Here is a 26985-nt window from a genome sequence, read left to right on the forward strand (position 1 = left end):
CAATGTCATCAACTTTGGAAATTATCCATAAATATCATATAATTAGCGCTCAAATCAGTGCATGGGAGAAGCCCTTTTGACTACCTATACCGCATCGCTTGACACCGCCAGCCAAACCCTGGCTTGAAAATTGTACAAAAAATAACCAGCCCGCTCGATTGTCCCGCCTTCATCGCCGCCCACCGCCAGAATCCTCAAGACTTTACCCGCCGACGCCAGCTCACCTTCAAGAACCTCGTCCTGTTCCTGCTCAATCAGCCGCGCACGGCCCTGCAAACCGAACTCGATCAGTTCTATCGCGTACTCAATCAGGCGTCGACTGAGACGCAAATGGTCACTGCGCAGGCCTTCTGCAAAGCGCGCAAAAAGCTCAACCCCGAGGTATTTGAAAGTCTCAATCGCCTCCTGCAGCAACAAATTGACTGCTTCGGGCTGCGTCAGAAGTGGCGTGGGCTGAGGGTGCTCGCGGTGGATGGCTCGACCGTGCATTTACCCCTGGAGTCGACCATGGCGACCTTCTTTGGCAGTCACTCTGGCTTTCCCATGGCTCGCTTGTCCACACTCTACGAAGTCGCTGACGGTCAAACCTTGCATAGCCTGATCGTGCCCCTGACAGTCGGTGAGCGCGACTGTGCCCATCTGCACCTTGAGCACCTGCCGGCTGACAGCCTGACGCTGTTTGACCGTGGTTACCCTGGGCACTGGTTATTCGCGCTGTTCGCGCAGCAACAGCGGCACTTTCTGATGCGCCTGCCCTGTGGCTATAACGCCCAGGTCAAAGCGTTTCTACACTCTGGCCAAGTTGAAGACACACAGCTTTTCGTGGCCAACCATCCTGAAGCACGTCTGTTCTGCTCCGAGGCTGGCGTTGATCCTGCCAGCCAGATCGAGCTGAGACTGATCCGGGTCGAGTTGGCCAACGGCGAAAGCGAAGTATTGCTGACCTCGCTGCTGGATCGAGAAGCCTTTCCCGCTGAGGTGTTTGCCGAGCTTTACCACCGCCGCTGGGGCATCGAAACCGACTTCCGTCGCCTCAAACAAACCCTGACGCTGGACAACTTCAGCGGCCGCAGCGTGACCGCTGTAAAGCAGGACTTTCATGCCGCTCAACTGTTGAAGAACCTGGCGCTGTTGATGCAGCACCTGCTACAGCCGGTCATCGAACAGCGCCACAAAGGTCGCAAGCTGCGATGGAAAGTCAACTTCACCCAAGGCGTGTCACGGCTCAAAAATACCCTGGTCGAGCTGCTGGTGCGGCACTGTGCTCAGGGGCTGAGCAATGTGCTGGCCTTGATGGCTAAAAGCCTCAGTGCCGTACGCTCAGGCCGTAGCTTTGCGCGCCAACGCAAACGCGCAGCCAGCCGAGGTTGTGAGGGCTACAAACCGACGCGCTGAAGAAACACCACCGCCCAACCTCCGTGCAAAAAAAGCTGGCCACAAGCGGTCGGCATAGGCTCGTCCGGAGGACGAGAAATCTCGCCTAGACAGCCGGAACAGACGATGATCACATCACCGCCAGCCCAGCTAGACCGCCTGATTGAGCGGCAGAGGCCTGGTCATCGCCCGACGGCCATGGCGGCTGGCTGCTTCGGGGGGCTTGCCTTGGGCAGGGCTGCAGCTTAGGTTGATGACATTGGATGGTTGGCTCCCTCCGAGAGAACGAGTTTGTTGCCACGTTCGTCGCTAATCGTAAGATTAGCGCCTCGCTCTACACGATACTTTCGACCCTCCTTGGTCTTGAGCCTGGCGAGTTTTCCATACGGGTCAAACTCTATAGTTTCGTTGAGCTCCGAGGTATAGAAAAATCTTCCTGCTAGTCGGCTAAGCTTTCCCAGATCCGTGAGGGAAGTTAGATCTCTCCCGGCCCCACTGAACTCCGAAACCTTTCCGTCTTCGCGGTAAAGTAGGTAGCTATCATCCTTGCGTGTTATGCGCGCAGAGAACGAATGACGCCATAATCCGTCCAGGCCATTGTAGTGTCGGGCAAGCGGAATCGGGGTTATTAAGTCATGCTCGACCTGATATTTGTTGCCATTGGTGATGTTGACCGGGTTTCCTGCGCAACCCTCCGGCGGCGGAGCCCCCTTGTCGGGGCCATTTTTATCTGGAAGCTTACAGCCACCGTCATTCATTTCGTAACCGGGGCGGCAATCGCAGCTTCCTGTCTCGTTATTAAGCTCAGCCCCTAGTGGGCAGCTGTTGCCGATCAAGGTAGCTCCCGAGGTCTGCCAAGTAATCCCGCCAGTACCCGAAACATTGCATTGAACCCACTTGGGATTCATTTTCTCAATTTTTTTTAGCCAGTTTTTCGATGTATTATCGAAGTAGTACTGGCACGCCGCCGCATAGGATGGAAAGAAGGCTGTAGGTTCCCCTGGTATGCTAATTTTCCATTGATAAAGTTCAGCATTAGCGCTCTGGGCGAAGAACAACGTGAACATTAAACGCGTTACAGAACGTAGCCTCCCCTGAGCTAATAGACTTGCCTTAGTCCTCATTTATCCTTTCTCCTGGGCCACAAAAAGCTTCGTTTCCTGCCACTTCCGGTTCGCAGTGAAGCCCCCTCGATCATCTACCCGGCTTACTATTCGCCCCAAATCCAGTGCCGATCATATCCGGCAGTCGAGTTTCGTATAGATGTTCACTGTATTCCGTGAGCCAGTCTTAAGAACCGACGGCGTTTACGCAAATTTCTGTCCGTGAGCCAGACGGGAGCAAGCACGCGGCCAAGGTGATTAAGCCAGGAATCTACCGACCTCGGACGAGGTGGCGCAGTCGGCCTGCCTTGCGGCCACCGCCGGCGGCAAAAACTCCAATGGAGGACGGCCAATGAGGATACCGTCCCGCTATGCCCAAGGACGATGAAACGACACCCCGGCAAAACCGGAAAATCGCCAGTTCGGATCTCCTGCAATGCAGGAAAACTCCCGGTATCTCGCCCAGGCTAAAGGACGCAAAACGTTCTTTTGAGCTGGGGACGAAATTCCTGAATTTTCAGGAGAGGGTCGCGCGACCGTGCCCACAATTTTGAGGAGACAGTCAGGCACCACAGATCACGACCACTACTAATGGGGGAAAGTGAGAAAAACCTACCTTGCCAGACCAGTCGCCGAGGGATCCCACCCGATACGGTACAAAAGCGTGCCCGTCGCATGTGCCGGAGACTTTCCCGCCATATACCGGAAAATTTTCCGGCATGGCTTGGCCAGGATCTGCAATGATTCCGCACTCCCTCTCCGGCCAGAGTCCGGAAAGTTTCTGGCCCCTCCTGATCGGCGGAAAATTCCGCCTATCTCCAGCACCTCATTCGCCTGGATGCGATCTGCCGGCACCGCCCTTAGGCACACCATCACATCGAGCCCAAACCTCGACGTAATGGCACTAGGCTAGAACTGCCCGGAAAACCACAATGAGGACGTGCTCTCGATGAAGGTGAAAGATCTCGAAGCTGCATCCAGCGATGCGCTTGGTAGGGTATTCGGAGGATTAAGAACGCGCGCGAAGGTCGCGATGAGAAGGGAAAGCGAGGATCGAGCTTACCGGGAGCGGCGCAGGCCACCCGGTTGTCCTGCTGGCGCTGACGACAGACATTTGAGCTGGCCGGCATGGAAAAGCCCCGTCTGAGCGATTCAGGACGAGGCTTTCTTTGTAGGCTTACTGCACCCTCCATGCCCTGACAAAGAACTGGCCCGGGAGAAGCGATGTGCGGTAAGTGCCCGATATATTTGGCGTCCCGGAGAGGGGTCGAACCTCCAACCTTCCCCTTAGGAGGGGGATGCTCTATCCAATTGAGCTACCGGGACACGCCGGACATGGCGAGCGGTGCGCCGCGTCCGGGCGGCATGTTAACGGCAGAGAAAGCGTTTGTCATGCCACTGCCACCAAGGCTGCGCATAATTTTCCGCAACCCTGGAGGTGCAGCATGAACCAGACCGTCGCCATTCCCGCCGCACAGGACCTGCCGGACGCCCCGCGCCAGCCGCGGATACCGGACTCCCCCTTCGCCAGCTTCGACGTGCGGATCGCCAGCGAGCACGACGCGCCGCGCCTGTCGTTGCTGCTACAGCAACTCGGTAGCGCCGATCCGCGCCCGGACCCGGCGTTGCTGGCCATCCAGCTGCAACGACCGCACGGCGACCGGGTCACCCTGGTGGCCGAGCGCGGCGAGCGCCTGCTCGGCACCTGCACCCTGCATCTGATCGAACACCTGGCGCACGATTTCGCCCGCTCGGCGATTCTCGAAGACATGGTGGTCGACCGCCACGCCCGCGGCCAGGGCGTAGGCCGCGAACTGATCGGCCGGGCCGTGGAGCGCGCGCGCAGTTGGGGCTGCTACAAACTGGCGCTTTCCAGCCACCAGGACCGGGAAACCGCGCAGCGCTTCTATGCCCCGCTAGGGTTCACCAGCCACGGCGTAAGCCTGGCGCTGCAACTGGGCTGACATCATCATGCATTTTGCAACCGGTAAAATGCCCATCCGTGCAAAGTGCATGCGAGAGAGTCTCGGGCACATATATAATTCATTGATTTAAAAGGATTTTTTATAGAAAAAAGTTGGCACAACCGCTGCTACAAGACCCTCAGGATCAAACCTTGGCCATCTGCCTGGCAAAGCTACGAAATGGAGGTGAACATGAGCAGCTCACGCAACCTGGTCGGCACCGGACTTCTTTCCCTGCTGGCTCTCGTAGTCTTCCAGAACAGCGCACTGGGCGACGAGGACAGGACGCAGGAACGCAACGGCGAAAGGCCGGTAGTGCTGGACAGCAACGCAACGCCGCAGTGGGCACCCGCTGCGCAACAACTGGTGATCCAGGCGCCCGACGAATCCCCGCGCATCGTCACCGTAGGCGAGGACGAGCGCGGCACGGCGCTGGTGACCGCGGCCGACGAACAGGCCTGGACATTCTGACGAAGCAAGCGCCGGGAGTCCGGCATCCAACGACGCTACACCGCCGCACAGGTCCCCGGGATGCTGGCGAGCGGAAAGGGAGAAAGAACATGTGGATCCTGGCTTTGCCGCTGACCGCCCTGGCCCTTTCGGTCGGCGTCTACGGGCTGCTCTGGCTGATAGAGCGCGGAGGAGACGAATATCCAGCGAAGCTTCCGCTGAGCGACAAGGGCGCCACGGAACCTCGGCGCCACTGAGCCGGCACAAGGAACAGCGAGCCCGACGGAGAGGGCTCCGGGAGCGAAACCATGTCACGATCCGCCGTCATTCTTCTGTTCGTAGTGATCGCCAGCGCGATCCTGGCGCTGAGCCTGCCGCCCGAGGCCACCCTCCTCGCCTGGTGCGCCTGGGGTCTGCTGGGCATTTCCGGCGCATGGCTGCTGTTTGCACTGGTGGTAGGTCGGCGAATCCGCTTCGATCCAAGCCTGGACTGATTTCGCCCGCAGCGCTTTGCCGGGCGCTACAGCGTCGCTCACAGCGGCAGGCACACGCCGTCGCGCGCCAGTTCCACCCCTTCGGGCAACGCAGCGGGGTGGTCCAGCAGCCAGGCGTCCAGCGTATGCCCGACGTGAGTCAACACGGCCCGCCGGGGACGCAGCGATTCGATGCACTCCAATGCCCGCGTGAGGTCGTTGTGGTTGCGCGGCGGCCGCTCCTGCGGCGGCATCGAGCAGTCCAGCACCAGCAGGTCCAGCGGCGCCGCGAGCAATCGCGAGGCGCTGTCCGCCGGCAGCCCGACGGTATCGGTGAGGTAGGCCAGGCGCCGTATCGTTCCCTCCTCGGAAGCCCCCTCCAGCAAGTAGCCGAAGGTTGGCTTCGAGTGGACCAGCGGCAACGCGGTCGCCGCCAGCGCGCCCCACTGGCGCCGCTCGAAGGCGCCGAAGGGCTGGCTGAAATCGAGGATGCCCGGATGCTTGTAGAGGTCGGCGAGGCCCTCCGGGTCAGCCGGGCCGTGCACCGGGATCACCAGACCCTGGCCCCAGCGCAGGTGCAGCAGGCCCTGGGCGTGGTCGGCGTGGTAATGGGTCTGGAGGATGCCATCGAGGCTATGGGGCGGGAAGCGCTCGCAGAGATCGACCAGGCCGCTGTCGATCAGCCAACGCTGGCCGGCGCACTCCAGCAGCGCGCTACAGGGACGGCGACGCAGGCCGGCGTCGGCGCGGGCGTTGCGACAGGCCGGGCAATCGCAACCGTAGACCGGCACCTGGCGGGCGTCGCCGGTGCCGAGCAGGGTCAGGCGCATGCGCGGTCGCTGCCGAGACGAGCCAGGAGGGTGCGTAGCGTGTCGTCGAGATCACCGGAGTTGTCCAGTTGGAACAGCGGGCCCTCCAGGCCGGCGGCGAACTCGGCGTTACGCGCCAGGCGCGCCTCGATTTCCTCGGGGCTTTCCCGGCCGCGCGCCAGCAGGCGCTGGCGCAGCACCTCGGGTTTCACCCCGAGCAGGACCGCGAGCAGATCCGGATAGCGCCGGCGGGCCTGCGCCAGGTAGCCGCGCGAGCCGTTCACCAGCACGTCGTAGCCCTGCGCCAGCCACTCGTCGATCTGCACCGGAATGCCATAGCAAAGGCCGTTGGCGCGCCAGCTCATGGCGAACGCCGAGGCCCGCTCGAGGGTGTCGAACTGCGCCGGAGTCACCGCCTGGGCGTCCTCCCCCACCGCTTCCGCGGAGCGCGTGATCACCCGCCGCACGATACGGCAGCCGCGCAGCGCCAGGGGCTCGCGCGCGGCCTGCAACAGGCTGTCCTTGCCCGAGCCGGAAGGCCCCATCAGATAAATCAGTCTGCCTGTCATCAGAACACTCTCTGCCCGCCGCGCCAGACCTGACGCACCACCGGCTGGTTGTTGCCGAGCGCCCGCGCCTGCAGCAGATCGGCGCGCAGGCCGACGCGGATTTCGCCACGATCGGTCAGCCCGGCGGCCAGCGCCGGGGTACGGCTGACCATCGCCACCGCGCGCGGCAGGTCGTAGCGGATCGCATCATACTCGCTGTGCTCGCCGGCGAGCAGCAAGGCCGCATGCAGCAGGCTGGCCGGATAGTAGTCGCTGGAAAGGATATCCAGCACGCCGATTCCCGCCAGTTGCGCCGCCGCCACGTTGCCCGAGTGGGAACCGCCGCGGACCACGTTGGGCGCGCCCATCAGCACCTGCAGGCCGTGCTCGTGGCTGGCCCTGGCGGCCTCCACGGTGGTCGGGAACTCGGCGATGGCCATGCCGTAGCCGGCCGACTCGCGGACATGCGCGAGGGTCGCGTCGTCATGGCTGGCCACCGACAGGCCGCGTCCCTGGCAGACATCGACGATGGCCGCACGGGCGGCGTCGCTGTAGCGCTCGGAGTTGGCTACCTGCTCGACGATGAAGGCGTCCATCTCGGCATCGCTCAGGTGGTACTTGCCCTGGTAGTACTCGCGGTACTTCTCCAGCCTGGCGAACTGGCGCTGGCCGGGGGCGTGGTCCATCACCGAGACCAGTTGCACCAGCGGATGCTCGACCAGTTCGCGGAACACCTCCAGCGTCTGCGGATGGCTGACCTCGCAACGCAGGTGCAGGCGATGGTCGGCGCGCGCGTCGCCGCTGGCGGCGGCCTCGCCGATGGCCTCGAGCATCTTCGGCAACTGCTGCATGCGCTTGCCCTTGGGGTTGACGTCGCCGATGGACAGCGCGTCGAACACCGTGGTGATTCCCGCGGCGACGATCTGCGCGTCGTGCGCCAGCACCGCCGAGGCCGATGGCCAGTCGACGCCGGGACGCGGGGTCATGTGCTTCTCCAGGTTGTCGGTGTGCAGCTCGACCAGACCGGGCAGCAGGTAGTCGCCCCCCAGGTCCTCGGCCCCGGCCAGGTGGCTGCGGCCTTCGTCGACCGCGGCGATCAGGCCGTCGCGCAGCAGCACGCTGCCGACGAAGACCCGCTCGGCGCTGACTACCCGGGCATTGCTGAGAACGCGTTCAGACGACATGGGCTTGCTCCTGGCGGGAAAGCTCCTGGCTCATGTCCAGGTAGCGGCTGGCCACCGCCTCGCGGGCGGCGCGGTCGTGGAAGATGCCGATCAACGCGGCGCCAGCGGCCTTGGCTTCGCCGATCAGCTCCAGCACTACCTGGCGGTTGGCTTCGTCGAGGGACGCGGTCGGCTCGTCGAGCAGCAGGATCGGCCACTCGACCATGAAGCCGCGGGCAATGTTGACGCGTTGCTGCTCGCCGCCGGAAAAGGTACCCGGCGCCAGTTGCCAGAGGCGTTCCGGGATGTTCAGCCGGGCCAGCAGGCTGCGCGCCCGCAGTTCGGCGCTGTCGCGGCTCCAGCCACGGGCCAGGGCCGGCTCCATGACCACGTCGAGGGTCGCCACCCGCGGGATCACCCGCAGGAACTGGCTGACGTAGCCGAGGGTCTGGCGACGCACGGCGAGCACCTCGCGAGGCTCGGCGCCGACCAGTTCCAACCAGTCGCCGGCGTGGCGCAGGCGGATGCTGCCGCCGGCCGGCAGGTAGTTGCCGTAGAGCGTGCGCAGCAGGGTGCTCTTGCCGGCGCCGGAGCGTCCGTGGAGCACCAGGCATTCGCCACCGGCGACATTGAAGTTGAGCCCGCGCAGCACATTGAGCACTACGCCCTGTTGCTGGTGCAGGGTGAAGGTCTTGCTGAGGTCGCGGACCTCGATCAGGTTGTTCATCGCTACTTCTCCGGGCGCCCGTCGCGCGGACCGGCGCCGACGCTTCGGCTCAGGGTTGCAGGACCGACGACACCAGCAATTGCGTGTACGGATGCTGCGGGTCGTCGAGAATCTGGTCGGTGAGACCGGCTTCCACCACCCGCGAACGGCGCATGACCATCAGGCGGTCGGCGAGCAGGCGCGCCACCGCCAGGTCGTGGGTGACGATCACCACCGCCAGGTCCAGCTCGCGCACCAGGCCGCGCAGCAGGTCGAGCAGGCGCGCCTGCACCGACACGTCGAGGCCGCCGGTGGGTTCGTCCATGAACACCAGGCGTGGCGCCGAGACCAGGTTGCGGGCGATCTGCAGGCGCTGCTGCATGCCGCCGGAAAAGGTTCGCGGCAGGTCGTCGATGCGCAGCGGATCGATCTCCACCTGTTCCAGCCAGTCCAGCCCGGCCTGGCGCAGCCGACCGTAGTGGCGCACGCCCTGGGCCATCAGCCGTTCGCCGATGTTGGCGCCGGCGGACACGCCCATGCGCAGGCCGTCGCGCGGGTTCTGCTCGACGAAGCCCCACTCGGTGCGCAGCAGGGTGCGCCGCTCGGCTTCGCTGGCGGCGTAGAGGTCCAGCCAGCGGTCGCCGTCGTCGCGGTAGGCGACCGTGCCGGCGTCCGGCGGGCAGCGCCCGGAGAGCAACGAGAGCAGGGTCGACTTGCCCGAGCCGGACTCACCGACGATGCCCAGCACCTCGCCGGGGTAGAGATCGAAGTCGACCTCCTGGCAGCCCTTTTCCGGCCCGTACAGGCGGGTCAGGCCACGCACCGAGAGCAGCGGCCGGTCGCGCGCGTCGAGGTTCGCATCGATGGATTCGCAGACCGCGTTCATTGCGCGTCCTCCCCTTCTTCCTGGCAGGCACGCCGCTGCGTGCAGTAATCGGTGTCGGAACAGACGAAGCGCTTTCCGCCACGGTCGTCGACGATCAGTTCGTCCAGGTAGGACTCGTGGCTGCCGCAGAAGGCGCAGCTTTCCTCCCAGCGCTGGACTTCGAAGGGGTGGTCCTCGAAGTCCAGGCTCGCCACCCGGGTGAACGGCGGTACCGCGTACAGGCGTTTCTCGCGACCGGCGCCGAACAGCATCAGCGCCGGGCTCATGTCCAGCTTGGGGTTGTCGAACTTGGGAATTGGCGAGGGATCCATCACGTAGCGCTCGTCCACCGTCACCGGGTAGGCATAGCTGGTGGCGATATGGCCGAAGGTGGCGATGTCCTCGTAGAGCTTCACGTGCATCACCCCGTAGTCGTCGAGCGCATGCATGGTCCGGGTCTCCGCCTCGGAAGGCTCGATGAAGCGCAGCGGCTCGGGGATCGGCACCTGGTAGACCATGATCTGCTCGCCGCTCAGGGCGGTTTCCGGTATCCGGTGGCGGGTCTGGATCACCGTCGCCTCCGGGGTCCGTTCGGTGGTGGCGACCCCGGCGGTGCGGGCGAAGAAACGCCGGATGGATACCGCGTTGGTGGTGTCGTCGGCGCCCTGGTCGATCACCTTGAGCACGTCGTCGGCACCGAGGATGGCCGCGGTCACCTGCATGCCGCCGGTGCCCCAGCCGTAGGGCAGCGGCATCTCGCGGCCGCCGAAGGGCACCTGGTAGCCGGGGATCGCCACCGCCTTGAGCAGGCCGCGGCGGATCATGCGCTTGGTCTGCTCGTCGAGGTAGGCGAAGTTGTAGCCCTGCTCCGGCGCGGCGCTGGCTTGCGGGGAAAGGCTCATGCGCGCTTCTCCTGGTCAGTGGGTTGCGCGGATTCGGCGACGCCGGGACGACGCAGCTTGCGAATCAGCTCCAGCTCGGACTGGAAATCGACGTAGTGCGGCAGCTTCAGGTGCGAGACGAAGCCGCCGGCCTCGACGTTGTCGCAGTGCATCAGGACGAACTCTTCCTGCTGCGCCGGCGACACCACCTCCTCGCCGTATTCCTCGGCGCGCAGGGCGCGGTCGACCAGGGCCATGCCCATCGCCTTGCGCTCGGCGTAGCCGAAGGCCAGGCCGTAGCCACGGGTGAATTGCGGCAGCTCCTCGCGGGAACCGACGAACTGGTTGACCATCTCGCACTCGGTGACCTCGATCTCGCCCACCGGCACCGCGAAGCCGAGTTCCTCGGGCTCCAGCCAGACCTCGCAGGCGCCGATGCGGATCTCCCCGGCGAACGGATGGTTGCGGCCGTAGCCGCGCTGGGTCGAATAGCCCAGGGCGAGAAGGAAGCCCTCGTCGCCGCGGGCCAGGGCCTGCAGGCGCTGGGCGCGGCCGGTGGGGAAGTCGAGCGGCTCGCGGGTGATATCCGGCACCGCGCCGGGCAGCTCGTACTCCGGCGTCATCAGGCCTTCCCGGTCGAGCAGGCCGAGCACGCGCGGACAAGGCTCCAGGGACGCGCCCCGCTCCACTTCGGGGCCGGGGTAGTCGCCCTCGGCGAGCAGGCTGAAGTCGAGCAGGCGATGGGTATAGTCGAAGGTCGGACCGAGCAGTTGCCCGCCCGGCAGGTCCTTGTAGGTCGCCGAGATACGTCGTTGCAGACGCATCCCGGCGGTGTCCAGCGGCAGGCTGGCGGCGAAGCGCGGCAGCGTGGTGCGGTAGGCGCGGAGAAGGAAGATCGCTTCCATCAGGTCGCCGGCCGCCTGCTTGATCGCCAGTGCCGCCAGTTGCTCGTCGTACAGCGAACCCTCGGTCATCACCCGCGACACGGCCAGCGGCATCTGCTGGCGGATCTGCTCCACCGACAGCTCCGGCAGCGCGGTATCGCCGCGGCGCTTGCGCGCCAGCAGGCGATGGGCGTTGTCGATGGCCTTCTCGCCACCCTTGACGGCTACGTACATCAGGCCACCTCCTCGACGGGTTCGCTGACCCGGGTACTGCGTGGCAGGCCGAGGATGCGCTCGCCGGCGGCGAAGAAGGCATCCAGGCCCCTGGGGAATTCGGTGCGTGCGGCGCGCTGTGCCCAGAACCCGGCGCTCACCGGCAACGCCACCTGGCGCACTTCGGCGATGCCCGGTCCGCGCCACTCCAGCGAGGCGCCGCCATCGAGGCCGGCGAGCTGGATCAGCAGGGTGCAGGACTGGTCCGGATAACGGTCGCTGCCGCTGTCGAAGCCGCTCAGGTCGTCCAGCTCGCCTTCGTCGAGCAAAGCGAACAGCGCCTGCTCACGCTCGGCGACGATCGGGCAGCCGCAATGGAAGGCCAGGTTGGCGCGCAACGTCGGGCTGTCGAGACCCGGCGCCAGCCACAGCGGGGTGTCGGAGTCGAGGAAGCTCAGGCACAGCGCGTAGCTGGCCGGTTGCAACGCGGCCAGCGCCGGTGCGCGGTCGAGGTTGCGCACCAGCCCCGGTTCGGCGAGGGCCTTGAGCGCCGCGCGGAAACTCCGCTGGGCATCCAGGACCGGGTCCTGGAACGCCGGTTGCAATAGCGCGGCGGTATCCGCCGGGCTGGGAAGCGAAACGCTGGTCATCAATCTTCTCCTCGGACCAGGGTGAAGAACTCCACCTTGGTAGTGGCGATTTCCGCCTCCTGGGCGGCGCGGCGCTCGGCCTGGGTGCGGGCCAGCGGTTCGATCAGGCGCGCCTGCCAGGCCGCCGCGTCGGCGCCCTGCAGGTGCGCGTCGGCCAGGGCGGCCAGTTCGGCGTGGCGCTTGTCGCGCCCGGCGACATAGCTGTAGCCGGTGCGTCCGTCACCGAGCCGCACCACGCAGCGGGTCACGGTCATCTCGCCGAGGTTGAACGGGCTGCCGGTGCCGCCCATGCGTCCGCGCACCAGGGTCATGCCGGTCTCGGCGGCGCGCAGCAGGTGATAGTCGGCATCGCGCAGGGCGTCCGCATGGGCGTCCAGCTCCTCGCGACGGGCGCGGGCGAGCACGCCCATCCAGCGCTGTCGTGCGGCGATGGTGGGATCGGAATGCAAGGCGGTCATGGGCTTCTCCTAGGGGGCGACCTGGTACTGGAAGCGATCGGCGCGGCTGATCGACTGGGCCAGTTCCACCGGTTGGCCGGTACGGTCGCGGGACAGGGTGAGGACGGTGAGCAACGGCGCATGGCGGGGCATCAGCAGGCGCGCCGCCTCCTCGCGGTTGGGCAGGCGCGCACCGATCAGGCTGTAGGTGCGGGTCAGCGGCAGGCCTTTGTCGGCCAGGTAGCGACGCAGCGAACCGCCCTGGTAGTCGGCGAGCAGCTCGCTGCGGGAAACGGCGTAGCAATGGCGGATCAGGCTCACTGGCTGGCCGTCGAGGTAACGCAGGGTGGTCAGTTCCAGCACCCGCCCGCCCTCGCCGATCCCCAGGTGGGTGGCCTCGGCGGCGCCGGCCGGGCGCTGGCGCGCCTCCAGCAGCCGGGCCTCGACCCGGTGGCCCTGGGCCGAGAGCGACTCGGTGTAGGCGTTGGCGGCGCCCATCGGGTAGATCGTCGGCGCCTCCAGGACCTGGGTGCCCTTGCCCTGGCGCCGCAGCACGCGGCCTTCGAGCACCAGTTCGTCGAGCGCCCTGCGCAGGGTATGGCGGTTCACCGCGAAGCGCTGGGCCAGCTGGATCTCGCCGGGCAGGTAGTCGCCGGGGCGGTAGGCCAGCAGTTCCTGGCGCAGCCGTTCGGCCAGTTCGCGGTACAGCGGTTCGCTTTGTCTAGACAAGTGCATGGTTTGGAAAGGGCGCACCAGGCGCCCTCCTCGCGTCGTCAGATGAACAGCTTGCGCAGGCGTTGTGACAGAACGTCGATCAGGCTCACCACCACGATGATCACGATCAGCACGGCGCAGGTCTGGCCGAACTGGAAGCCGCGGATGGCCTCCCAGAGGATCACGCCGATGCCGCCGGCGCCGACCATCCCGACCACGGTGGCGGAACGTACGTTGGACTCGAAGCGGTACAGCGAATAGGAGATCCACAGCGGCAGGACCTGCGGGATGACCCCGAAGATGACCTCCTGCAGGGCGCTGGCACCGGTGGCGCGGACGCCTTCGACCGGACCGGGGTCGATCGCCTCGACCGCCTCGGCGAAGAGCTTGGCGAGCACCCCGGTGGTACTGATGAACAGCGCCAGCACGCCGGCGAACGGGCCCAGGCCGACGGCGACCACGAAGAGCATGGCGAAGACCATCTCGTTGATCGAACGGCAGGCATCCATCACCCGCCGCACCGGCTGGTAGACCCACCAGGGCACGATGTTCTCGGAAGCCAGGATCGACAGCGGGATGGCGCAGACGATCGCCAGCACCGTGCCCCAGAGGGCGATCTGCACGGTGACCAGCATCTCGCTGAGGTAGAGCTTCCAGTTGCCGAAGTCCGGCGGGAAGAAGTCGGCGGCGAAGGTCGCCATGTTGCCGGCGTCGCGGAACAGCACGGCCGGGTTCATTTCCGCGCCCTTCCAGGACCAGGCGAGGATGGCGAGGAACAGGCCCCAGCCGACCAGGCGTCCCCAGGATGGCTTGCCGGTGGCGGCCGCCGCGGCGGTGGTGCTCAGAGTGCTCATATCGGGAATCTCGACAGCGGTATTGGCGAATCGGGTGGGCGCGGCGCCGGCCGCGCCCGGGGTGGATCAGCCGGCGTTGGCGGCGGTTTTCTGCTCGCGCTCGGCCATGCGTTTCTCCAGCTTGGCCAGCTCCTCGTCGAGGGCCTTCAGCTTGGCGGCCTTCTCCTCGGCGCCGAGGTTGGCGTTGTTCGCCACGTCGGTGCGCTGCTTGAACAGCTCGAGCTGGCGGATCGGCAGCAACTGGTCGTCGTCGGAGGGCTGGAACTTCGACCATTGCAGGTCGGCGAGGACCTTCTTCTGCTCGGCGTTGGCGCCGTACTTGAAGAAGAAGTCGCGCAGCTTGTTCTTCTGCTCGTCGCTCAGGTTGTTGCGCCACACCAGCGGGTCGCCCGGGATCAGCGGCGACTTCCAGATCACCTTGAGCTGCCTGGCCTTCTCCGGCTGGGTCAATTCCAGGCGCTCCATGCCCTCGGTATTGAAGGTGGCGACGTCGACCTGCTTGTTGGCCACCGCCAGTGCGTTGACCTCATGGCTGGAATTGAGGGTGCGCTTGAAGGCCTTGACCGGGTCGACGTTGTTCTTGGCGAACACGTAGTAGCCGGGCACCAGGTAGCCGGACGTGGAGTTCGGATCGCCGTTGCCGAAGGTCAGGCTCTTGGCGTTCGCCAGCATGTCCTCGAGGCTGTCGATCTTGCTGTCCTTGTTGGCGATCAGCAGGCTCCAGTAGCCCGGCGCGCCACTGGCGGCGACGGTCTGGGCGAAGATCTCGCCGTGGGCGCGATCCACCGCTTCCATGGCGGCCTTGTTGCCGTACCAGGCGATGTCGACCTTGTCGAAACGCATGCCCTGGATGATCCCGGCGTAGTCGGGGGCGAAGAAGGCCTTCACCTGGTAGCCGGTCTGCTGGCTCATGTCCTTGAGGAAGGGTTCCCAGATGCTCTTGAGGTTCTGCGACGACTCGGTGGAGATGATCCCGAAATTGATCACCGGCTGGTCGGCGTGCGCCATCCCGGCAAGGGAGCCGGCGAGCAGGGCGGAAGCCGCGAGCACACGACTGAAGCGTTTCAACATGGAGAGAACTCCTGGGCAGGGTTTGGCGGTTTTTTATGCGGTTCGAATGACGTCAGGCGCGCGCGAGGGTCAGTTCCGGCTGGCTCACCGCCCCTCGCCGGGCACGGTCGGAAAACAGCAGCGGGGTGTCCCCTTCGGCGCCGTAGAGTTCGTTGAGGAAGCCTTCGGAAAGGTGCTCGCTGCTGCCGTCGAAGAGGATCCGGCCGCCCTTCAGGGCCACCGCGCGCGGGCAATAGCGCAACGCGTAGTCGACCTGATGCAGGGTCACCACCACGGTCTTGCCGTCGTGGCGGTTGATATCGGCGAGGATGTCCATCACCTTGCGCGCCGACTCCGGGTCGAGCGAGGCGATCGGTTCGTCGGCGAGAATCACCTCGGCCTTCTGGGTCAGGGCGCGGGCGATGGCCACGCGCTGCTGCTGGCCGCCGGAAAGGGTCGAGGCGCGCTGCCCGGCGAAATCGGCCAGGCCGACCCGCGCCAGCGCTTCCAGGGCCTGGCGCTTCTGCTCGGCGCTGAACAGCCCCAGCGAACCGCGCCAGCGCGGCATGCGACCGAGGAAGCCGAGCAGGACGTTGTCCAGCACGCTGAGGCGGTTGACCAGGTTGAACTGCTGGAAGATGTAGCCGATGTCGGCGCGCAGGCGACGCACTTCGCCGCTCAGGCGGCCGGACGCCTGCAGGCGGCGACCCAGCACGTCGATGCTGCCGCCGTTGTCGCGGTCGCAGCGGGCGAGCCCGGCGACGTGACGCAGGAGCGTGGATTTGCCGGAGCCGGATGCACCGATCAACGCCACCATCTCGCCCGCCTGGATCTCCAGCCTCAGGTTGAAAAGCGCCTGCTTGCGGGCAAAGGTCTTGTTCAGGCTGTCGACACGGATCACCGCGCTCATCGTTCTCCCTCCAATCGGTTGCACGAAGACGCCAGCGGCGCCATCTGGTGTAGACCAAGATAGAAGGAGACTGTGTCAGCCCGGTGAAGTGACGATGACAGTCGAGTGACAATCCCTTGAACGACCGGTGGTCAGAAGGCCATCATCCAACCCCCAGTAAAAAACTAGGCTTTTGCTGAATCGCTCGCATTTCAGATAGCTGGTACTGGCAAAACGCCGGCACGCAACGCACAATTGACGTCAACTAATTGTTGTTTCCGAAATAACAGACTGAACGGCTAGCGGAAATCGTGGTCATAGGCCCGAGAACAATGAACGCTTCCTCGGCACCGCTTTTCCCTGACTCTACAGGTTCAATGTATGCGCCCACTGAAACAGGCAACTCCTACCTACTCCAGCCGTACCGCTGACAAATTCGTCGTTCGTCTGCCCGAGGGCATGCGTGAGCAGATCGCAGAAGTCGCTCGCAGCCATCACCGCAGCATGAACTCCGAGATCATCGCCCGACTCGAGCAGAGCCTGCTCCAGGAAGGGGCGCTGCAAGACAATCTCGGTGTTCGCCTGGACAGCCCGGAACTCAGCCTGCACGAGCGCGAGCTGCTGCAGCGTTTCCGCCAGCTGACCCACCGTCAGCAGAACGCGCTGGTCGCCCTGATCGCACACGATGCGGAGCTGGCCCAGGCCTGAGCGCCGAAGCCCACGCGTAGCGCTTGAAATGGCCGGCATTCGCCGGCTTTTTCTTTATGGATGGCCAAACCATGGGCGAGTAACCGCAAGGCGGTTATCCGCCGGCCCCTGTAGCGGTGGCGTTATCCCTCCAACGCCACGAGGGAGAGCCGAATGAGCTATCGCCTGGCCGCCGATGCCCTGGTCTGGCTGCACCTGGGCTTCATCCTGTTCGTCCTGTTCGGCGGCCTGCTGCCGTTGCGCTGGCCACGCCTGGCCTGGCTGCACCTGCCGGCGGTGGCCTGGGGCTGCGCGGTGGAGTTTCTCGGCCTGCCCTGTCCGCTGACCCCGCTGGAGAATCGTCTGCGCCGGGCCGCCGGGGACGCCGGCTACAGCGGCGGCTTCGTCGAGCACTACCTGTTGCCGCTGATCTATCCCGCCGGCCTGACCCCGGCGGTGCAGTGGATCCTTGGCGCCATCGTTCTGCTGCTCAACCTGATCGTCTACCTGTATCTGTTGCATCGCCGCGGTAGCCGCTGAGCCACGGATGCCACGTCATTCCGTACCTGGATAATGCTGCGCCGGCAGCGAGGCGAATCGTAGGCTGGTCTCCCCTGCCCAGCCCGGAGTCATTCCCATGCATCCCTATTTCAGTCTCGCCGGTCGCGTCGCCCTGGTCACCGGCGGCAGCCGCGGCATCGGCCAGATGATCGCCCAGGGTCTTCTCGAAGCCGGCGCCCGCGTCTTCATCTGCGCACGTGACGCAGAGGCCTGCGCCGACACCGCCACACGCCTCTCGGCCTACGGCGACTGCCAGGCGATCCCCGCCGACCTTTCCAGCGAAGCCGGTGCCCGGCGCCTGGCGGAGGCGCTCGGCGGACTCAGCGCGCGGCTGGATATCCTGGTGAACAACGCCGGCACCAGTTGGGGCGCAGCGCTGGAAAGCTATCCGGTGTCCGGCTGGGAAAAGGTCATGCAGCTCAATGTCACCTCGGTGTTTTCCTGCATCCAGCAACTGCTGCCGCTGCTGCGCCGCTCGGCCAGCGCGGAGAACCCGGCGCGGGTGATCAACATCGGCTCGGTGGCGGGCATCAGCGCCATGGGCGAACAAGCCTATGCCTACGGGCCGAGCAAGGCCGCGCTGCATCAACTGTCGCGGATGCTGGCGAAGGAACTGGTCGGCGAGCACATCAATGTCAATGTGATCGCTCCCGGACGCTTTCCGAGCCGCATGACCCGTCACATCGCCAATGACCCGCAGGCACTGGAGGCGGACAGCGCGTCGATTCCCATGGGCCGCTGGGGTCGCCCGGAGGAGATGGCGGCGCTGGCGATCAGCCTGGCCGGCACCGCCGGCGCCTACATGACCGGCAACGTGATCCCCATCGACGGCGGTTTTCATCTCTGAGCGCCGCCAATCCGGGTAACATGACGCCCCCGACCGCTCGCCTCGTCCCGCCATGACCCACAGCGTTTCTCCCATCGGCTACATCCGCTCCTGCTTCATGGAGAAGTTCGCCATCCCGCGCCAGCCGCTGCTCGCGCCGGCGGCGCGGGGGACCCTGGAACTGCTGCCGCCGTTCGACCAGGTGGAAGCGCTGGAAGGCCTGGAGCAGGTCAGCCATGTCTGGCTGCTGTTCCTCTTCCACCAGGCCCTGGAAGACAAGCCGCGACTGAAGGTGCGCCCGCCGCGCCTGGGCGGCAACCGCTCGCTGGGAGTCTTCGCCACCCGCGCCACCCATCGGCCGAACGGCATCGGCCAGTCGGTGGTGCGCCTGGAGGGCTTCGAAGCGGGGCGCCTGTGGCTGTCCGGAATCGACCTGCTCGACGGCACCCCGGTACTCGATATCAAGCCCTACGTACCCTACGCCGACGCCGTGGCCGACGCCCGCAACGGCATCGCCGACGCGCCGCCGCCGGGCATCGCCGTGGAGTGGAGCGAGCAGGCGCGGCGCCAGGCCCATGAGCACGGCCAGCGGTTGCGGCAGCCGGTAGCCGAGCTGATCGAGCAATGCCTGGCCCAGGACCCACGTCCGGCCTACCAGAAGCCGGAGCCCGGGCGCCGCTACGGGGTGCGCCTGTGGGACCTCGACGTGCATTGGCACTACCCGCGCCCGGACCTGATCCGCGTGCTGGACGTCGCCGGCGGCGACTGAGCCTTCTCAGCGCAGCGGATTGAGCGCCAGCGCGTCGCTTTCGAAGACTTCCTGTTCGAGGATCAGCGGCTCGACCAACGGCCGGCTGTCGCGGAAATGCGCGGTGCGGGTGTGCGCCTCGTAGGCCGCGTCATCGCGATAGACCTCGTAGAGATAGACCAGGTCAGGGTCCTGTCGGTCGCGGGAAACGTCGAACACCAGGCAGCCGGGCTCGGTGGACACGGAAGCGGCGGCGTTGACCTGGATGGCATCGATGAAAGCCTCGGCGCAGCCGGGCCTGAGGCGGGTCTTGATAAAGATGCAGTACACGGAAACTTCCTTTTGTTTTAGATTTACAAAATTATTGTATACAAAAAAGGAAGCAAGCCCATGTCCGACCGCCCTGCCCGCCTCAACGGCCTGCGTCACCTCGCCCTGCTGGTGCCCAACCTGGAAGAATGCGAGCGCTTCTATGTCGACGTGCTGGGCATGGAAGTGCTGAACCGCGCCAACGAAGACCTGGTGTATCTCACCTGCGGCAACGACAACCTTTCCCTCGGCCGCGCCCACGCTGCCAGCAACGGCCTGCAGACCATGGATCACTACGGCTTCGTCGTCGACAGCGTGGAGGAACTGGAGGCCTGGTACCGTTACCTGAAGGCGCTGGGCGTGACCCTGCTCGACCAACCCTTCGACCACGGCGACGGCGCGCGCAGCTTCCACCTGCTCGACCCGGCGGGCAACAAGGTGCAGCCGCTGTACCATCCAGCGGTATCCGGGCAACGCCTGGCCTGAGCCTCGGGCAGCCCTCTCCCCTCTCCCTGAAGGGAGAGGGGCGACTCGGTACACTGAGTGCCAGCAACCTCGCTTGTTCCTCATCTCCACTTCTTGACTTTCATCAAGCGCGTTCCGCCCCCGCTCCTCCTAGCATCCGGCAACGGAAGCGATTCCACCGCCAGGCGCAGACCCCACCGCAGCGCGGCGTCCCTTTTTTCGCCGGTAGCCAGTAGTAGATGGAACCTATGCGCGCCCTTCGTTTTTCCGCCGGATCGTGGCGGTGTGTCTTCGCCTGGATGCTCCTGCTGGTCGGCCTCGCCGCCCAGGGTGCCGAACTCAGCGATTTGGAGCGCCTGCGCATCGCCCAGGTATTCCCCGCGGTCGAGCGGATCGGCGACCCCGAAGGCGACTACGGCGTACGCCGCCTGAGCAAGGGCGAGGAAACCCTCGGCTACGCCTTCCAGACCCTCAGCGTCACCGACATCCCGGCTTACTCCGGCAAGCCGATCAACCTGCAGGTGATCCTCGATCCGCAGGCGGTTATCCGCGACGCCTACGTCCTCGAACACCACGAACCGATCCTGCTGATCGGCATCCCGGAAGAGAAGCTGCACGCCTTCAGCGCCAGGTACGACGGCGTGCGCGCCGACCAGCGGGTGGTGGTCGGCCGCTCCAGCGACCCGCAGGCGGTTACCGTCGACGCGGTGAGCGGCGCCACGGTGACGGTGATGGTGGTCAACGAGATCGTCATGCGCGCCGCACATACGGTGGCGGTTTCCCTCGGCCTGATCGAGGACCGCGGCAATGTGCGGCCCAAGCCGGCGCAGGTGCGCCAGCAACCGGCAGCGACGGCGAGCTGGAGCGAATTGCTCGGCAACGGTGCGATCCGCCGCCTGCAGTTGAGTCGCGGGCAGATCGACGACGCCTTCAAGGGCAGCGAGGCCGAAGGCATCGGCGAAGCCGACGCGGCGCACCGCGACGAGCCGTTCATCGATCTCTACAGCGCCCTGCTCAACCCTCCCGCGGTGGGCCGCAGCCTGCTCGGCGACAACCAGTACCGCGAACTGATGGCGTCGCTGAAGCCAGGCGAATACGCCTTCGTCGTGCTCGGCGACGGCGAGTATTCCTTCAAGGGTTCCGGCTACGTGCGCGGTGGCATCTTCGATCGGGTCCAACTGCGCCAGTTCGGCGACATCATCAGCTTCCGCGACCTCGACTACCAGCGCCTGTCGGACGTCTACGCCGAAGGCATGCCGGAGTTCCGCGAGATGGCGATCTTCGTCGCCCGCGCCAGCCAGCGTTTCGATCCGGGCTCGCCCTGGACCCTGGAGTTGCTCGTGCGGCGCCAGACCGGCCCGGTGGCGGGGGTATTCACCAGCTTCGAGCTGGCCTGCCAGACGCCCGAGGAATACCTGGAGCGGCCGCAGCCAACGGCCGAGGAACTGGCCGCCCTGGAAGAGGCTGCCCGGCCGCTGTGGCTGCGGGTCTGGTACCAGAAGAGTTTCCAGGTCGGGGTGCTCTGTACCGCCCTCGTCCTGCTCCTGGCGATCCTCTTCCTCCAGGACCGCCTGGTGCGACGGCCGCGCCTGATGCAGCGACTGCGCACCGGCTACCTGGCGTTCACCCTGGTCTACCTGGGCTGGTACAGCCTCGGCCAGCTATCGGTGGTCAACGTGCTGACCTTCGTCCACGCGCTGTTCGAAGGCTTCCGCTGGGAGCTGTTCCTCAGCGACCCGCTGCTGTTCATCCTCTGGACCTTCACCGCAGCCAGCCTGCTGCTCTGGGGCCGCGGCGTGTTCTGCGGCTGGCTGTGCCCGTTCGGTGCGCTACAGGAACTGCTCAACGAACTCGCGCGCAAGCTCCGCGTGCCGCAGTTCCAGGTGCCGTTCGCCGTGCACGAGCGGCTCTGGGCGATCAAGTACATCATCCTGCTGGTGCTCTTCGGTCTCTCCCTGGAATCCCTGGCGCTGGCCGAGCAGGCCGCGGAGGTGGAGCCGTTCAAGACCACCATCACCCTCGGCTTCGACCGCCAGTGGTGGTTCGTCGCCTACGCCGTCGCGCTGCTGGTGGTCAACCTGTTCACCCGCAAGGTCTATTGCCGCTACCTCTGCCCGCTGGGCGCGGCCCTGGCGATCCCGGCCAAGGCGCGCCTGTTCGACTGGCTCAAGCGCCGCGCGGAATGCGGCAGGCCCTGCCAGCTCTGTGCCCGCGAATGCGAGATCCAGGCGATCCATCCCGACGGCCGCATCGAGGCCAACGAATGCCACTACTGCCTCGACTGCCAGATGACCTACCACGACCAGGACAAGTGCCCGCCGCTGGTGAACAAGCGCAAGAAGCGCGCGAAGAGCGCGCCGGCGGACAACGCGCGGATACCCGCGGAGAACCTCTGACCTGGCTCCCTTTCCCCTGACTGCCCTTGAGGACGACACGAGATGAGCGACGACACGAAAAGCCCCCACGAAGAAACCCACGGCCTGAACCGCCGCGGCTTCCTCGGCGCCTCGGCGCTGACCGGAGCCGCCGCCCTGGTTGGCGCCAGCGCCCTGGGCAGCGCGGTGGTCGGCCGCGAGGCCCGGGCCGCGGGCAAGGGCGAGCGCAGCAAGGCCGAGGTCGCCCCCGGCGAACTGGATGAGTACTACGGGTTCTGGAGCGGCGGACATTCCGGCGAAGTACGCGTGCTCGGCGTGCCGTCGATGCGCGAGCTGATGCGCATACCGGTGTTCAACGTCGACTCGGCCACCGGCTGGGGCCTGACCAACGAGAGCAAGCGGGTCCTCGGCGACAGCGCGCGCTTCCTCAACGGCGACTGCCACCATCCGCACATCTCGATGACCGACGGCAAGTACGACGGCAAGTACCTGTTCATCAACGACAAGGCCAACAGCCGGGTCGCGCGCATCCGCCTGGACGTCATGAAATGCGACCGCATCGTCACCATTCCCAACGTCCAGGCGATCCACGGCCTGCGCCTGCAAAAGGTGCCGCATACCCGCTACGTGTTCTGCAACGCCGAGTTCATCATCCCCCATCCCAACGACGGCTCGACCTTCGACCTTTCCGGCGACAACGCCTTCACCCTGTACAACGCCATCGACGCCGAGACCATGGAAGTGGCCTGGCAGGTGATCGTCGACGGCAACCTCGACAACACCGACATGGACTACAGCGGCAGGTTCGCCGCCTCCACCTGCTACAACTCGGAGAAGGCCGTCGACCTCGGCGGCATGATGCGCAACGAGCGCGACTGGGTGGTGGTGTTCGACATCCCGCGCATCGAGGCCGAGATCAAGGCGAAGCGCTTCGTCACCCTCGGCGACTCGAAGGTGCCGGTGGTCGACGGCCGGCGCAAGGACGGCAAGGACAGCCCGGTGACCCGCTACATCCCGGTACCGAAGAACCCCCACGGGCTGAACACCTCGCCGGACGGCAAGTACTTCATCGCCAACGGCAAGCTCTCGCCGACCTGCACCATGATCGCCATCGAGCGCCTCGGCGACCTGTTCGCCGGCAAGCTGGCGGACCCGCGCGACGTGGTGGTGGGCGAGCCGGAACTGGGCCTCGGCCCGCTGCACACCACTTTCGATGGCCGAGGCAACGCCTATACCACGCTGTTCATCGACAGCCAGTTGGTGAAGTGGAACCTGGCCGACGCGGTGCGCGCCTACAAGGGCGAGAAGGTCGACTACATCCGCCAGAAGCTCGACGTGCAGTACCAGCCGGGGCACAACCACGCCACCCTGTGCGAGACCAGCGAAGCCGACGGCAAGTGGATCGTGGTGCTCAGCAAGTTCTCCAAGGACCGCTTCCTGCCCACCGGTCCTCTGCACCCGGAGAACGACCAGTTGATCGACATTTCCGGCGAGGAAATGAAGCTGGTCCACGACGGCCCGACCTTCGCCGAACCGCACGATTGCATCCTCGCCCGCCGCGACCAGATCAAGACCCGCAAGATCTGGGACCGCAAGGACCCGTTCTTCGCCGAGACGGTCAAGCGCGCGGAAAAGGACGGCATCGACCTGATGAAGGACAACAAGGTCATCCGCGAGGGCAACAAGGTCCGCGTCTACATGGTCTCGATGGCGCCCTCCTTCGGCCTCACCGAGTTCAAGGTGAAGCAGGGCGACGAAGTCACCGTGACCATCACCAACCTCGACGAGATCGAGGACGTGACCCACGGCTTCGTCATGGTCAACCACGGCGTCTGCATGGAGATCAGCCCGCAACAGACCTCGTCGATCACCTTCGTCGCCGATAAGCCCGGGGTGCACTGGTACTACTGCAGCTGGTTCTGCCACGCCCTGCACATGGAAATGTGCGGGCGGATGCTGGTGGAAAAGGCTTGATCCACGCAGCGCGGTCGCTGGCCGGGCGCCGGGCGGGGCCGCTCCTCGCCCTGCTCCTGCTCGGCCTCGCCACGGCCCGCGCGGAGCCGGTCGACGGCCTGCCGCTGCGGGCCGACGGCGATGGCCGCTGGAGCCTGGCGGCGGGCCGCTACGCCGGCAACTTCGTCATCGACCGGCCGCTGCACCTGCGCTGCGAGGCCGGCGCCGAACTGGACGGCGGCGGCCACGGCAGTCTGCTGACCCTGACCAGCCCCGGGATCACCGTCGAGGGCTGCCGGCTGCGCAACTGGGGGCCCAACCTGACCGAACTCGACGCCGCGATCTTCGTCGGCAAGGCCGCCAGCGGCGCCGTGATCCGCGGCAACGACCTGCGCGGCGCGGGCTTCGGCGTCTGGCTTGACGCCACGGCGGGCGCGCAGGTGCTCGACAACCGCATCGAGGGCGACGAAAGCGTGCGCTCCCAGGATCGCGGCAACGGTATCCACCTCTATGCGGTGAAGGACGCCCTGGTCCGCGGCAACCGGGTCAGCCACACCCGCGACGGGGTCTACATCGACACTTCCAACGACAGCAGCATCGAAGCCAACCGCTTCGAGGAGCTGCGCTACGGCGTGCACTACATGTTCACCCACAACAGCCGGGTGACCGACAACCTGACCCGGCGCACCCGCACCGGCTACGCGCTGATGCAGAGCCGCAAGCTGACCGTGACCGGCAACCGCTCCATCGACGACGAGAACTACGGCATCCTGATGAACTACATCACCTACTCGACCCTGGCCGGCAACCGCGTCGAGGGCGTGCGCAGCGGCAGCACCGGCGACGCGATGATTTCCGGCGCCGAGGGCAAGGCGCTGTTCATCTACAACTCGCTGTTCAACCGCATCGAAGGCAACAGCTTCGCCGACAGCGCCCTGGGCATCCACCTCACCGCCGGCTCGGAGGACAATCGCATCGCCGGCAACGCCTTCATAGGCAACCGCCAGCAGGTCAAGTACGTCGCCAGCCGCGAGCAGGAGTGGTCCGCCGACGGCCGCGGCAACTACTGGAGCGACTACCTGGGCTGGGACCGCGACGACGACGGTCTCGGCGACGTCGCCTACGAGCCCAACGACAACGTCGACCGGCTGATCTGGCTGTACCCGCAGGTACGCCTGCTGTTGAACAGCCCGAGCATCGAGCTGCTGCGCTGGGTCCAGCGCGCCTTCCCGGTGGTGCGCTCGCCCGGCGTGCGCGACAGCCATCCGCTGATGCGGATGCCCGCCGCGGAGCCGAGGCCATGAGCCTGGTCGAGATCGACGGCGCGACCCTGCGCTACGGCGCCCTCACCGCCCTGAGCGGGCTCGACCTGCGCCTGGAGCCCGGCGAGGTGCTCGGCCTGCTCGGCCACAACGGCGCCGGCAAGACCACCACCATCAAGCTGGTCCTCGGCCTGCTGGCCCCCAGCGAAGGCCGCGTGCGGGTCCTCGGCCACGATGCGAGGAGCCTGGAGGCGCGCCGCCAGCTCGGCTACCTGCCGGAGAACGTGACCTTCTACCCGCAGCTCAGCGGCGCGGAAACCCTGCGCCACTTCGCCCGCCTCAAGGGCGTGGCGCCGGCCGAAGCCGCGCGCCTACTGGAACAGGTCGGCCTCGGCCATGCCGCCAGGCGGCGCCTGAAAACCTACTCGAAGGGCATGCGCCAGCGCCTCGGCCTGGCCCAGGCGCTGCTCGGCGAACCGCGCCTGCTGCTGCTCGACGAACCGACGGTGGGCCTCGACCCGCTGGCCACCGTCGAGCTCTACCAATTGCTCGACCGCCTGCGCGGCCAGGGCATCGGGATCGTCCTTTGCTCCCATGTGCTGCCCGGCGTCGAGACGCACATCGACCGCGCCGCGATTCTCGCCGGCGGCCGCCTGCAAGTGGCCGGCAGCCTCGCCGAATTGCGCCGCAAGGCGGCTCTGCCGACCCGCGTGCGCCTGGCCAGCCCGCATAACCCGCAGTGGCTCGAACGCTGGCACCGGGCCGGCCTGGCGGCGCGGAGACTGGACGACCAGCGCATCGAGGTACTGCTGGACGATGCCGAGCGCGACGGCGTGCTGGAAGCGCTGCTGGCCGCGCGCGAGTTCGACCTGGAAATCCTGCCGCCGTCGCTGGAGGACCTCTATCGCCACCACATGTCCCCCGCCCCCGCCGGAGCCACGCCATGCCCGTAGTCTGGACCATCGCCCGCAAGGAACTGGCCGACGGCCTGCGCAATCGCTGGCTGCTGGCGATCAGCCTGCTGTTCGCCCTGCTCTCGGTGGGCATCGCCTGGTTCGGCGCCGCCGCGGCCGGCCAGGTCGGCTTCACCTCGGTGCCGGCGACGGTCGCCAGCCTGACCAGCCTGGCCACCTTCCTGATGCCGCTGATCGCCCTGCTGCTGGCCTACGACGCCATCGTCGGCGAGGAGGAAGGCGGCACCCTGCTGCTGCTCCTGACCTACCCGCTGGGGCGCGGCCAGTTGCTGCTCGGCAAGTTCCTCGGTCACGGCCTGATCCTCGCCCTGGCCACCCTGATCGGCTTCGGCAGCGCGGCGCTGGCGATCCTCGCGCTGGTGCCGGAGGTCGAGGCGGCCATCCTGCTGGGCGCCTTCGGCCGCTTCATGGGTTCCTCGCTGCTGCTCGGCTGCGTGTTCCTCGCCCTGGCCTACGCCCTGAGCAGCCGCGCCAGCGAGAAATCCAGCGCCGCCGGGCAGGCGCTCGGCCTGTGGTTCTTCTTCGTCCTGCTGTTCGACCTGGCCCTGCTGGCGATCCTGGTCCTCAGCCAGGGTCACCTGAGCCCGCGGCTGCTGCCCTGGCTGTTGCTGCTCAACCCGACCGACCTCTACCGGCTGATCAACCTGTCCGGCTTCGACGCAGCCGCCGCCGGCGGGGTGGTTCCCCTGGCCAGCGACCTGCCGGTGTCCGCCAGCGCCCTCTGGCTGGCCCTGGCCCTCTGGGCCGGCGCTGCCCTGGCGCTGGCCCACGGCCTGTTCCGCCGCCGCCCCATCTGAC

At 66.1% G+C, this 26985-nt stretch carries 30 protein-coding genes and 1 tRNA gene; 15 read left to right on the plus strand and 16 right to left on the minus strand.

The window, feature by feature from the left end:
- Positions 1-123 precede the first annotated feature (123 nt).
- Positions 124-1395, plus strand: a complete 1272-nt coding sequence (locus tag ACTJJX_RS10925) for an IS4-like element ISPa1635 family transposase (RefSeq protein WP_004423958.1) — start codon at positions 124-126, stop codon at positions 1393-1395.
- Between the two features lie 224 nt (positions 1396-1619).
- Here ACTJJX_RS10925 and ACTJJX_RS10930 read toward each other — a convergent pair whose 3' ends face one another.
- Complete coding sequence (locus tag ACTJJX_RS10930; RefSeq protein WP_440781970.1) at positions 1620-2441, minus strand: DUF6531 domain-containing protein; 822 nt, start codon at positions 2439-2441, stop codon at positions 1620-1622.
- A 1285-nt stretch (positions 2442-3726) separates the two neighbouring features.
- Positions 3727-3803 (minus strand) — tRNA-Arg (locus tag ACTJJX_RS10935).
- A gap of 119 nt (positions 3804-3922) precedes the next feature.
- Between ACTJJX_RS10935 and ACTJJX_RS10940 the strand changes: the two genes are divergently transcribed.
- The 4 genes from ACTJJX_RS10940 to ACTJJX_RS10955 all read left to right on the plus strand — a co-directional run bounded on the left by ACTJJX_RS10940 (position 3923) and on the right by ACTJJX_RS10955 (position 5385).
- The gene (locus tag ACTJJX_RS10940) at positions 3923-4441 is read left to right on the plus strand and encodes a GNAT family N-acetyltransferase (RefSeq protein WP_016852602.1); all 519 of its coding nucleotides are present in this window, start codon (positions 3923-3925) and stop codon (positions 4439-4441) included.
- 192 nt (positions 4442-4633) lie between these two features.
- Positions 4634-4912: a hypothetical protein gene (locus ACTJJX_RS10945; protein WP_003113127.1), complete on the plus strand. Its 279-nt coding sequence runs from the start codon at positions 4634-4636 to the stop codon at positions 4910-4912.
- Between the two features lie 89 nt (positions 4913-5001).
- Positions 5002-5148, plus strand: a complete 147-nt coding sequence (locus tag ACTJJX_RS10950; protein WP_003091766.1) for a hypothetical protein — start codon at positions 5002-5004, stop codon at positions 5146-5148.
- A gap of 51 nt (positions 5149-5199) precedes the next feature.
- Positions 5200-5385 carry a PA3371 family protein gene (locus ACTJJX_RS10955; RefSeq protein ID WP_003098706.1) on the plus strand — a complete coding sequence of 62 codons (186 nt, stop codon included), beginning with the start codon at positions 5200-5202 and terminating at the stop codon, positions 5383-5385.
- A gap of 38 nt (positions 5386-5423) precedes the next feature.
- Here ACTJJX_RS10955 and phnP read toward each other — a convergent pair whose 3' ends face one another.
- The 13 genes from phnP to phnC all read right to left on the minus strand — a co-directional run bounded on the left by phnP (position 5424) and on the right by phnC (position 16048).
- The gene (gene phnP / locus ACTJJX_RS10960; protein WP_003122225.1) at positions 5424-6194 is read right to left on the minus strand and encodes a phosphonate metabolism protein PhnP; all 771 of its coding nucleotides are present in this window, start codon (positions 6192-6194) and stop codon (positions 5424-5426) included.
- Positions 6185-6742 (minus strand): phosphonate metabolism protein/1,5-bisphosphokinase (PRPP-forming) PhnN, encoded by a 558-nt coding sequence (gene phnN / locus ACTJJX_RS10965; RefSeq protein WP_003098703.1) that lies wholly within the window; start codon positions 6740-6742, stop codon positions 6185-6187. Before phnN ends, phnP begins: the two co-directional genes overlap by 10 nt.
- On the minus strand, positions 6742-7905 hold the full coding sequence (locus ACTJJX_RS10970; RefSeq protein ID WP_003091776.1) for an alpha-D-ribose 1-methylphosphonate 5-triphosphate diphosphatase: 1164 nt from the start codon (positions 7903-7905) through the stop codon (positions 6742-6744). The genes phnN and ACTJJX_RS10970 overlap by 1 nt, the downstream gene beginning before the upstream one ends.
- Positions 7895-8611, minus strand: coding sequence for a phosphonate C-P lyase system protein PhnL (phnL, locus tag ACTJJX_RS10975; RefSeq protein ID WP_003098702.1), 717 nt, complete (start codon positions 8609-8611; stop codon positions 7895-7897). Before phnL ends, ACTJJX_RS10970 begins: the two co-directional genes overlap by 11 nt.
- A 49-nt stretch (positions 8612-8660) precedes the next feature.
- Positions 8661-9476: a phosphonate C-P lyase system protein PhnK gene (gene phnK, locus ACTJJX_RS10980; protein WP_003098701.1), complete on the minus strand. Its 816-nt coding sequence runs from the start codon at positions 9474-9476 to the stop codon at positions 8661-8663.
- Positions 9473-10357, minus strand: a complete 885-nt coding sequence (locus tag ACTJJX_RS10985) for an alpha-D-ribose 1-methylphosphonate 5-phosphate C-P-lyase PhnJ (protein ID WP_003098700.1) — start codon at positions 10355-10357, stop codon at positions 9473-9475. The genes phnK and ACTJJX_RS10985 overlap by 4 nt, the downstream gene beginning before the upstream one ends.
- Positions 10354-11454 carry a carbon-phosphorus lyase complex subunit PhnI gene (locus ACTJJX_RS10990; protein ID WP_003098699.1) on the minus strand — a complete coding sequence of 367 codons (1101 nt, stop codon included), beginning with the start codon at positions 11452-11454 and terminating at the stop codon, positions 10354-10356. The genes ACTJJX_RS10985 and ACTJJX_RS10990 overlap by 4 nt, the downstream gene beginning before the upstream one ends.
- Positions 11454-12083 (minus strand): phosphonate C-P lyase system protein PhnH, encoded by a 630-nt coding sequence (phnH, locus tag ACTJJX_RS10995; RefSeq protein WP_016852601.1) that lies wholly within the window; start codon positions 12081-12083, stop codon positions 11454-11456. Before phnH ends, ACTJJX_RS10990 begins: the two co-directional genes overlap by 1 nt.
- A complete protein-coding gene (phnG, locus tag ACTJJX_RS11000; protein WP_003098697.1) occupies positions 12083-12541 on the minus strand; it encodes a phosphonate C-P lyase system protein PhnG in 459 nt (152 codons plus the stop codon). Before phnG ends, phnH begins: the two co-directional genes overlap by 1 nt.
- Positions 12542-12550: 9 nt before the next feature.
- Positions 12551-13273, minus strand: coding sequence for a phosphonate metabolism transcriptional regulator PhnF (gene phnF, locus ACTJJX_RS11005; protein WP_003091792.1), 723 nt, complete (start codon positions 13271-13273; stop codon positions 12551-12553).
- Positions 13274-13293: 20 nt separating this feature from the next.
- Positions 13294-14088, minus strand: coding sequence for a phosphonate ABC transporter, permease protein PhnE (gene phnE / locus ACTJJX_RS11010; RefSeq protein WP_003091793.1), 795 nt, complete (start codon positions 14086-14088; stop codon positions 13294-13296).
- A gap of 66 nt (positions 14089-14154) precedes the next feature.
- The gene (gene phnD, locus ACTJJX_RS11015) at positions 14155-15159 is read right to left on the minus strand and encodes a phosphonate ABC transporter substrate-binding protein (RefSeq protein WP_003113119.1); all 1005 of its coding nucleotides are present in this window, start codon (positions 15157-15159) and stop codon (positions 14155-14157) included.
- Positions 15160-15211: 52 nt separating this feature from the next.
- Positions 15212-16048: a phosphonate ABC transporter ATP-binding protein gene (gene phnC, locus ACTJJX_RS11020; RefSeq protein ID WP_016852600.1), complete on the minus strand. Its 837-nt coding sequence runs from the start codon at positions 16046-16048 to the stop codon at positions 15212-15214.
- Positions 16049-16408: 360 nt separating this feature from the next.
- Here phnC and amrZ point away from each other — a divergent pair, with 360 nt between their 5' ends.
- From amrZ to tsaA, 4 genes are all read left to right on the plus strand, one after another.
- Entirely contained in the window at positions 16409-16735 is a 327-nt protein-coding gene (amrZ, locus tag ACTJJX_RS11025; protein WP_003091802.1) for a transcriptional regulator AmrZ, read from the plus strand.
- Positions 16736-16888: 153 nt separating this feature from the next.
- Complete coding sequence (locus ACTJJX_RS11030) at positions 16889-17254, plus strand: DUF2784 domain-containing protein (protein ID WP_004365945.1); 366 nt, start codon at positions 16889-16891, stop codon at positions 17252-17254.
- Positions 17255-17351: 97 nt separating this feature from the next.
- The gene (gene rhlG, locus ACTJJX_RS11035; protein ID WP_003117561.1) at positions 17352-18122 is read left to right on the plus strand and encodes a 3-oxoacyl-ACP reductase RhlG; all 771 of its coding nucleotides are present in this window, start codon (positions 17352-17354) and stop codon (positions 18120-18122) included.
- A gap of 52 nt (positions 18123-18174) precedes the next feature.
- Complete coding sequence (gene tsaA / locus ACTJJX_RS11040; RefSeq protein WP_003113115.1) at positions 18175-18870, plus strand: tRNA (N6-threonylcarbamoyladenosine(37)-N6)-methyltransferase TrmO; 696 nt, start codon at positions 18175-18177, stop codon at positions 18868-18870.
- A gap of 6 nt (positions 18871-18876) precedes the next feature.
- On the opposite strand, the gene ACTJJX_RS11045 is transcribed toward tsaA, so the two are convergent.
- A complete protein-coding gene (locus ACTJJX_RS11045) occupies positions 18877-19179 on the minus strand; it encodes a putative quinol monooxygenase (RefSeq protein ID WP_003098690.1) in 303 nt (100 codons plus the stop codon).
- 60 nt (positions 19180-19239) lie between these two features.
- Between ACTJJX_RS11045 and ACTJJX_RS11050 the strand changes: the two genes are divergently transcribed.
- The 6 genes from ACTJJX_RS11050 (at position 19240) to ACTJJX_RS11075 (ending at position 26984) form a co-directional block, all read left to right on the plus strand.
- Complete coding sequence (locus ACTJJX_RS11050) at positions 19240-19644, plus strand: VOC family protein (RefSeq protein ID WP_016852599.1); 405 nt, start codon at positions 19240-19242, stop codon at positions 19642-19644.
- Positions 19645-19871: 227 nt separating this feature from the next.
- Positions 19872-22019 (plus strand): transcriptional regulator NosR, encoded by a 2148-nt coding sequence (nosR, locus tag ACTJJX_RS11055; RefSeq protein ID WP_016852598.1) that lies wholly within the window; start codon positions 19872-19874, stop codon positions 22017-22019.
- A gap of 42 nt (positions 22020-22061) precedes the next feature.
- Positions 22062-23972, plus strand: a complete 1911-nt coding sequence (nosZ, locus tag ACTJJX_RS11060) for a TAT-dependent nitrous-oxide reductase (RefSeq protein WP_003098686.1) — start codon at positions 22062-22064, stop codon at positions 23970-23972.
- Positions 23969-25255: a nitrous oxide reductase family maturation protein NosD gene (locus ACTJJX_RS11065; RefSeq protein WP_016852597.1), complete on the plus strand. Its 1287-nt coding sequence runs from the start codon at positions 23969-23971 to the stop codon at positions 25253-25255. Before nosZ ends, ACTJJX_RS11065 begins: the two co-directional genes overlap by 4 nt.
- The gene (locus tag ACTJJX_RS11070) at positions 25252-26166 is read left to right on the plus strand and encodes an ABC transporter ATP-binding protein (protein WP_003453169.1); all 915 of its coding nucleotides are present in this window, start codon (positions 25252-25254) and stop codon (positions 26164-26166) included. Before ACTJJX_RS11065 ends, ACTJJX_RS11070 begins: the two co-directional genes overlap by 4 nt.
- Positions 26157-26984, plus strand: a complete 828-nt coding sequence (locus ACTJJX_RS11075) for an ABC transporter permease (RefSeq protein ID WP_003113110.1) — start codon at positions 26157-26159, stop codon at positions 26982-26984. The genes ACTJJX_RS11070 and ACTJJX_RS11075 overlap by 10 nt, the downstream gene beginning before the upstream one ends.
- Position 26985: the final 1 nt, after the last annotated feature.

This window comes from Pseudomonas sp. 22490 (genome assembly GCF_052044465.1).
Classification (GTDB): Bacteria; Pseudomonadota; Gammaproteobacteria; order Pseudomonadales; family Pseudomonadaceae; genus Pseudomonas; species Pseudomonas aeruginosa.